The sequence below is a fragment of the Rhodoblastus sp. genome (genome assembly GCF_052145335.1).
Classification (GTDB): domain Bacteria; phylum Pseudomonadota; class Alphaproteobacteria; order Rhizobiales; family Beijerinckiaceae; genus Rhodoblastus.
Genome location: NZ_JBKQOU010000014.1, coordinates 1 through 7734, shown reverse-complemented (window position 1 = coordinate 7734; position 7734 = coordinate 1). Strand labels below are relative to the sequence as shown.

Sequence of the window (7734 nt, the reverse complement as noted above, 5' to 3'; positions counted from 1 at the left end):
ATTTATCCTTTGGGGTTTGATCCACGGGGTTTATCTCACGATCAACCACGGCTGGCGCACGTTCGTGGCGCGGCGCTGGCCGGATCGGGTGAGTTACGACCGCATTATGAAGCCGGCCGGTTTCGTAGTGACCTTCATATCCGTGACCGTGGCTATGGTATTCTTTCGCGCGACGACGGTGAGGTCGGCCTTTGACCTCGTAAAGGGCGTCATCGGACTGAACGGTTTCTCGCTGCCGCACGACGTCGGAGCGATCGCTCAAACCTATGGCACGGACTTCGAGAAAGCCGCGATGTGGACCGCCGCGCTTCTCTTCATTGCTCTCGCTTGTCCAAACACGCTTCAAATCCTGGCGCCGTTTGAGCCGGCGCTGGGCGTGAAGTCGCAGCCGACCGCGCCTGTGATCGGAAGAATCCAAATCCCCGCGTGGGGTCCGTCGCTTCCTTGGGCAGTTGTAATGTCGGCCGTCGCAGCGATGGCGGTCGTCTCGCTTGGCGGTCCAAGCGAGTTCTTGTATTGGCAGTTCTAAAAGGGTTTTGGCAGATTGCTATCTTTCGAACGGAGGTGCTGCGGCTAAAGGTTCACCGCACATGGCGCCATTCGTGTCGATCTTAAGTCGCGAACCCCAAAGAGAATGACGCGAAGCTGTGTGGCTGGGTGTATCAGGCAGGGCAAGCGCATTGCTCAACTCCTGCGGCTTCGGCACTGTTTTTGCTGATTCCGGGTACCTCCGATTGATCCGGTATGAGCTATTGCTGATTCTAGCCTTTGAAGAGAGAAAAGATCGCAGGAGAAGTCTAGGTTGATCTTTACTGAGACAAAGCTAAAGGGCGCATTCACCGTCGATATCGAGCGGCGAGAGGATTCGCGCGGCTTTTTCGCGCGCATTTTCTGTCAGCGTGAATTTGAAGCTCATGGGTTGAAGACCGTCATCGCCCAAGCCGGCATCGCCTTCAATCGGCAAAAAGGAATTCTGCGCGGCATGCATTTTCAGTTTCCGCCAACCGCAGAGGCAAAATTGGTGCGAGCAACACGTGGCGCCATCCTCGACATCATCGTGGACTTGCGTCCCGAAAGTCCGACCTACCTGGAGCATGTTGCTGTCGAACTCAGCGAGGACAACGGCCGGGCGTTGTACGTCCCCGAGCGCTTTGCCCACGGGTACCAGGTGCTGCTGGACGAAACGGAAATGCTGTATCAGGTCGGAGAATTCTACACGCCCGAATGCGAAGGCGGACTGTTGTATAACGATCCGCGCTTGGCGCTCAAGTGGCCGCTCCCCGTCACCGTCATGTCTGAGAAGGACCAAGCGTGGAAGTCACTGGACCAACAGGAACTAGCCATCAGACAGCGGATGAGCCTGCGCAAGTGATTCTGGCGGGAACGCTGTTGGATCGCAGTTATTGCTTAATCGTCTTCGGAGACTTAGCATGATACTCTTGGATACAGCTTTCAATTCGCGTGAGATGGACCGGCGACCAATCCGCGTCGGTCTAATCGGTGCCGGCTTTGGAGGAATGGCATGAGCGGGGAAGTCGCGGTTACCTTGAAGCCTTCAAACAGAACTGGCGGGCTTCATTATCCCGTATGCCGCCTGTGCAACACCTCACTAAAGACAACTTTTGTCGACTTGGGGATGTCTCCGCTGTGCGAAAGTGTACTGGCCGCTGATCAATTAGATCAGATGGAGCCATTCTTTCCACTTCATGTTCTTGTTTGTAGCAATTGCTTTCTCGTTCAACTGCGCGAATACGTCAGACCCGAGGCGATCTTTACGGAGTACGGTTATTTCTCGTCATATTCAACTTCTTGGGTTGAGCACGCCAGACGATACTGTGTGATGATGCAATCCAGGTTCGATCTCGGCGCGAATAATCAAGTGTTTGAGATTGCAAGCAATGACGGATACCTTCTACAGCACTTTGTTCAACTAGGCATCCCTGTGACCGGTATCGAGCCGGCCGCCAATGTTGCGGCAGCCGCCTTGCAGAAAAAAGTTCCGACAATAGTGGAATTTTTTGGCCAGGATCTTGCCCGACGTCTCATCTCCGAAGGAAGGCGCGCTGACCTCATTATTGGTAATAACGTGCTCGCTCAAGTGCCAGATCTTAATGATTTCGTCGGCGGGATGACAATCCTCCTCGGCGAGACGGGAGTAATTACGCTTGAGTTCCCCCACCTTGAGCATCTCATTAACCAGAATCAGTTTGACACCATTTATCACGAACACTTTTCTTACTTTTCGTTTGTTACAATCGACCGTCTCGCAAAACAACATGGGTTAAGAGTATTTGATGTCGAGCATCTAACTACCCACGGCGGTTCCTTGCGGGTTTACCTTTGCCATTCCGGCGCCTCCTACGTTCCGTCGCCTGCCGTAGCCGATCTGCTTGCGCACGAGCGCCAGATTGGATTTGAGGACATTAGCACTTACACAAGTTTTTCAGAAAAGGTTCACGACACAAAGCGGCAGCTGCTGTCGTTCTTAATTGAGCTCAAACAGAAAGGCGCCAAGCTCTGTGGCTATGGCGCGCCAGGCAAGGCGAACACGTTGCTCAACTACTGCGGCATCGGCACCGATTTCCTGGATTTCACCGTAGACCGCAACCCCTACAAACACGGCCGTTACACGCCGGGGATGCACATTCCGATTTATCCGGTGTCGGCTATCGACGATGCCCGGCCAGATTATTTGTTCATCTTGCCTTGGAATTTGAAGCAAGAGATCGTGGAGCAGATGCGGCATGTCGGCGATTGGGGCTGCAAATTCATCGTGGCAATCCCTCGCGTGGAAGTGATAGATCCGAGAGAGTTGGTATCATGAAGGTTGTCTTGTTTTGCGGCGGTCTCGGAACGCGTATTCGCGATTACTCCGAAAACATACCAAAGCCGATGGTGCCGATCGGCCATCATCCGATCTTATGGCACGTCATGCAATATTACAGCCAATATGAGCACAATGAGTTTGTTCTTTGCCTTGGTTACAAGGCCAACATTGTTAAGAACTATTTTCTGAACTACAAAATTACGGAAAGCAGCGATTGCATAATTTCTGACTTCGGCTCCAAAGTTGAGATTATCGGAGAAAGACCACCTGATTGGCAGGTAGCGCTTGTCGATACCGGAATTTGGCGAAACATCGGAGAGCGTCTGTTTGCCGTAAAGCGGTTTGTGGAGAATGAAGAGATTTTTTTGGCGAACTACAGTGACGGGTTGACCGATGCGCCACTGCGCGACATGATCGCTCGGTTCAAAGCCAGCGGCAAGATTGGTTGCTTCCTCGCCGTTCATCCACCCGTAAGCTTTCACCTAGCCGAATTTGATCAGAGCGGGACTGTACAACGAATTCGCTCAAGCAACCAATCGGATGTGTGGATCAATGGCGGCTATTTTATTTTTCGCAAGGAGATTTTCGAATATATCCGGGACGGTGAAGAGCTGGTGCTTGAGCCATTCAATCGGCTGATCGAGACCGGAAACTTGATGGCGTACAAGTACGAGGGTTTTTGGCGGGCCATGGATACTCTGAGGGACAGACAGGTGCTTGAGGAAATGGTCGAACGCGGCGAGACGCCTTGGCGCCCGCAGGCGATTATCAAGAATCGGGCCGCTCAGTGAGGGCCGTAGAACTCGCTCGCCCCGGAGAGCGGTTGTCGGTCCTCTGCCTGGGCGCGCATTCGGACGACATTGAAATAGGGGCCGGGGCGACGCTTCTCAGCATGCAGGAACGCGGCGTCCGCCTGGATGTGCGTTGGTGTGTATTGAGCGGAGAGGAGCAGCGGGAGTCGGAGGCGAGGGCTTCAGCGTCTGATTTCTTGTCCGGAGCAGAGCGTGCGGTGATCGAAATCATGGCTTTCAGGGATAGCTTTTTCCCTGAACAAGGTGACGCGATCAAATCGTGGTTTATGACGCTGAAAGAGCGGGTCGATCCGGACCTTATCTTCACTCATCGCAGAGGCGACGCGCATCAAGACCACCGGCAGGTCTGTCGACTCACTTGGAATACATTTCGGGACCATTGCATCCTCGAGTACGAAATCCCAAAGTGGGATGGAGATATCGGTCAACCCAACCTGTATGTGCCGGTTTCAGCCCGCGCCATGAAGCGAAAGGTCGATCTCTTGATTTCGCATTTCGGCAGCCAGCGCTCAAAGCAATGGTTTGACGCCGATACGTTTCTCGGGTTGGCGAGGCTGAGAGGAATGGAATGTCGCGCACCCGAGCGCTACGCTGAAGCATTCGAAGGTCGCAAATTGACCATCGGTTGAATAGGATCTCCCTTGAGTCGTTAAGAGGAAAGACAATGCGAGTTTTGTTGACTGGAAATCGAGGCTACATCGGCACGATTCTTTCTCCGATGTTGATTGAGGCTGGCCATGAGGTGGTCGGCCTGGACAGCGATCTTTATTCGCGCTGCACTTTCGCGGCCGGCGGCAGGCTGCCCAACGTACCGACTATCAGCAGGGATACGCGCGACGCCGTGGCTGCCGATCTCGCCGGGTTCGATGGCGTCATTCACTTGGCCGCTCTTTCCAACGATCCCCTCGGCAATCTGAACTCGAGCCTGACCGACGACGTCAATCATCGCGCAAGCGTCCGGTTGGCGGAACTCGCTAAAGAGGTCGGCGTCCGTCGCTTTGTGTTTGCTTCTTCCTGCAGCAATTACGGTCAGGCGGGCGAAGCGATGATCTATGAGACCGGAGACCTCAATCCCGTCACCGCCTATGGCGAATCGAAGGTGATGTCCGAACGCGACATCTCGCGCCTGGCGGACGACAGGTTTTGTCCAGTCTATTTGCGGCCAGCCACCGCTTACGGCCTTTCGCCGCGAATGCGCTTCGACATTGTCTTGAACAACCTCGTCGCTTGGGCGTTCACGACAAGTAAGATCTATTTGAAGTCGGATGGCAGCCCGTGGCGGCCGATCGTTCATATCGAGGACATCTCGCGCGCGCTGATCGCCGCGCTCGAGGCGCCTGCGAACGATGTGTGGAACGAAGCCTTCAACGTCGGGCAGACGGACCACAATTACCGGATTCGGGACTTGGCCGAGATTGTCGCCGGAGTCGTGCCGGGATGCAGGATAGAATTCGCCGCCGACGCCGGCCCCGACAAGCGCTCCTACCGCGTGAGCTTCGAAAAGATCCGCCGTAAGCTGCCGGCCTTTAAGCCTCGCTGGGACGCACGGATGGGAGCGGAGCAACTCTATAAGGCGTACCGGTCGTCGGGCCTGACATTGGAAGAGTTCGAGGGGCCCCGCTACCAGCGCATCGGCCATATCAAGAAGCTGCTCGCGGATGGCGTCCTCGATGCAAATCTGCGGCACGTGCAGCCGTTGCGCAGCGAGCGTGCTGCGCTCGCCATGCCGGCGCAGATCTGAGCGCCATGTCGCCCGGTTCGCTCGGCATTGAGATTCAGACAGATCTCGGGGAACAACTCGTTACTCAAAACGTGGGCGAAGAAATCTTCAGTTTCGCAGCCCGCATATTCCCCATTTGTCGGAGCATCACTGGCGACGGCGTCAGGCGGACGTTACGTGAAATCGGCTCGCGTGTCGCATTGGAGATGCGCGAAGTTCCCACGGGAACTGCGGTCTTCGACTGGACGATTCCGCGCGAGTGGAACATCCGTGATGCGTACATAAGGGACGGCGACGGCGCCAAGGTCGTGGACTTTGCCAAGTCCAACCTTCAAGTCATGAGTTACAGCATCCCCGTGCGAAAGCGGCTTTCGCTGGCTGAGCTCAAAAAGCACGTCCACACGCTGCCTGAGCAGCCCGATCTGATCCCGTACCGGACCTCCTATTACGCCGAGGACTGGGCGTTCTGCATGACTCAACGACAGCTCGAGGCGCTTCGGGACGAGACCTACGAAGCCGTCATCGATTCGAGCCTGGAAGACGGATTCTTGACCTATGGCGAGTATTTGCACGAAGGCGAGACCGACGACGAATTCCTTCTTTCGGCACATGTCTGCCACCCATCGCTCGCGAATGACAATTGCTCCGGAGTTGCGCTCCTGACCGAGCTTGCGCGGCGGATGATCGGGTTGAAAACCCGGTACAGCTACAGATTTCTCTTCGCGCCAGGGACGATAGGGGCGATTGCCTGGTTGGCGCGCAACGAAGAGGCCAGCGGCCGCATCAAGCACGGGCTCGTCGTCTCTATGGTGGGCGACGGGGGCGGTCCAACCTATAAGAAAAGCCGCCGCGGCGATTCGGCCATCGATCGCGTGGTCACACACGTTCTTCGCCACTCCGGGCTGACGCCCACAATTGAAGATTTCTCGCCCTATGGCTACGATGAACGTCAGTACTGCTCTCCAGGATTCAATCTGCCTGTCGGTCTATTTCAACGCAGCAAGCACGGAACAATTCCCCAATATCACACGTCGGCTGACAATCTCTCTTTCATAAAGCCGGAGCACTTGCTTGAGTCCTATAGCGTGATTGCCAGGACGATCGATATCATCGAGAACGACGGTGCCTACTGCAACACAATCCCGAAATGCGAACCGCAACTGGGAAGGCGAGGACTCTATAGGAGTATCGGAGGAAAAAAGGATATCGCGATTGAGAATATGGCCATGCTATGGGTGCTCAATCTGTCCGACGGCGCCCATTCCTTGCTCGACATCGCCGAACGTTCCGACCTGCCTTTCGAAGTCATTCGCCGAGTGGCTCAGGTCCTTCAGGCGCACGGCCTGTTGACTTCTTGCGCGACGGGCGCGGCGTCATGATATCGTGGCGTCGTTGTCGGACCGAAGGTTGAGGCGGGACAATTCGACACAGCGATAACGCCGCCCTCGACAACGGCACAACGCCTGTCAACGAACCCAGCCATATCCTGTGTGTCGGGCAGGTCTAGTGGCAAGGCGACGTGAGGCCTGAAAAATGGGTTCGCTCGAAGACCGGACGGCGGTTATCACCGGAGGAAGCGCAGGCGTCGGCGCAGCCGTGGCCCTGGCGTTTGCCGAAGCAGGAGCCGACGTCTACCTGATTGGTCGGCGATTGAACAAATTGGAGCTAGTTGCCGCCGAGGCGCGCGAATATCGAGTGAACGCCGCAGTTCAGTCTGTCGACATCTCGACCAACTCGGGCCAACTCGAGGCTGTCCAACGGATCAAGGCTGACCTCGCGCATCTCGACATTCTCGTTCTGAACGCCGCGATGTTCGCGGCCGCCCCGGTCGGGGACGCCGACCTTTCCGACTTTGACAAACTCTATCAAACGAACGTCCGGGCGCCCTATGCCTTGACGCAAGCCTTGTTGCCGATGCTGAAAGCACGGCATGGACAGGTCGTCTTCATCAATTCGAGCAGTGGAATCGCAGCGAAGCCAACGACGGCGCAGTACGATTCCTCGAAGCACGCCCTCAAGGCGATCGCCGACAGCTTTCGGGCGGAGATCAATCCGCATGGCGTTCGCGTGCTCAGCGTCTATCTTGGACGGACCGCAAGCGAGATGCAGGAGCGAATATATCAGATGGAGGGAAAAACCTACCGGCCGGAGCTCCTGCTGCAACCCAAGGATGTCGCATCGGTCATCGTCAACGCTCTTTGTCTGCCGCGCACCGCAGAGGTGACGGACATCTCGATAAGGCCGATGATCAAGTCGTAACCGAAAAGATGTATCGAGGTGCAATTTGCAGCAGGTTGACGTCCTCGGGTTAGGCTTGGGCGGACCGGGAAAACGGCCTCAATGGAATCGGTCGATTGCCTCGTTGTCGGAGCCGG

General features: G+C 55.8%; 7 protein-coding genes and 1 pseudogene. All 8 read left to right on the top strand.

Going from position 1 to position 7734, the window contains the following annotated elements:
* Positions 1-529 (top strand): annotated as a pseudogene (locus tag ACLP2E_RS01115) (hypothetical protein); the annotation flags it as partial.
* Positions 530-802: 273 nt separating this feature from the next.
* Positions 803-1372 (top strand): dTDP-4-dehydrorhamnose 3,5-epimerase, encoded by a 570-nt coding sequence (gene rfbC, locus ACLP2E_RS01110; RefSeq protein WP_442464912.1) that lies wholly within the window; start codon positions 803-805, stop codon positions 1370-1372.
* A gap of 150 nt (positions 1373-1522) precedes the next feature.
* Complete coding sequence (locus tag ACLP2E_RS01105) at positions 1523-2824, top strand: methyltransferase domain-containing protein (RefSeq protein WP_442464911.1); 1302 nt, start codon at positions 1523-1525, stop codon at positions 2822-2824.
* Positions 2821-3618 carry a sugar phosphate nucleotidyltransferase gene (locus tag ACLP2E_RS01100; RefSeq protein ID WP_442464910.1) on the top strand — a complete coding sequence of 266 codons (798 nt, stop codon included), beginning with the start codon at positions 2821-2823 and terminating at the stop codon, positions 3616-3618. The genes ACLP2E_RS01105 and ACLP2E_RS01100 overlap by 4 nt, the downstream gene beginning before the upstream one ends.
* Positions 3615-4268, top strand: a complete 654-nt coding sequence (locus ACLP2E_RS01095) for a PIG-L deacetylase family protein (RefSeq protein WP_442464913.1) — start codon at positions 3615-3617, stop codon at positions 4266-4268. The genes ACLP2E_RS01100 and ACLP2E_RS01095 overlap by 4 nt, the downstream gene beginning before the upstream one ends.
* Before the next feature lie 35 nt (positions 4269-4303).
* The gene (locus ACLP2E_RS01090; RefSeq protein WP_442464909.1) at positions 4304-5380 is read left to right on the top strand and encodes an NAD-dependent epimerase/dehydratase family protein; all 1077 of its coding nucleotides are present in this window, start codon (positions 4304-4306) and stop codon (positions 5378-5380) included.
* Between the two features lie 5 nt (positions 5381-5385).
* Positions 5386-6738: a DUF4910 domain-containing protein gene (locus ACLP2E_RS01085; RefSeq protein WP_442464908.1), complete on the top strand. Its 1353-nt coding sequence runs from the start codon at positions 5386-5388 to the stop codon at positions 6736-6738.
* A gap of 154 nt (positions 6739-6892) precedes the next feature.
* A complete protein-coding gene (locus ACLP2E_RS01080; RefSeq protein WP_442464907.1) occupies positions 6893-7618 on the top strand; it encodes an SDR family NAD(P)-dependent oxidoreductase in 726 nt (241 codons plus the stop codon).
* Positions 7619-7734: the final 116 nt, after the last annotated feature.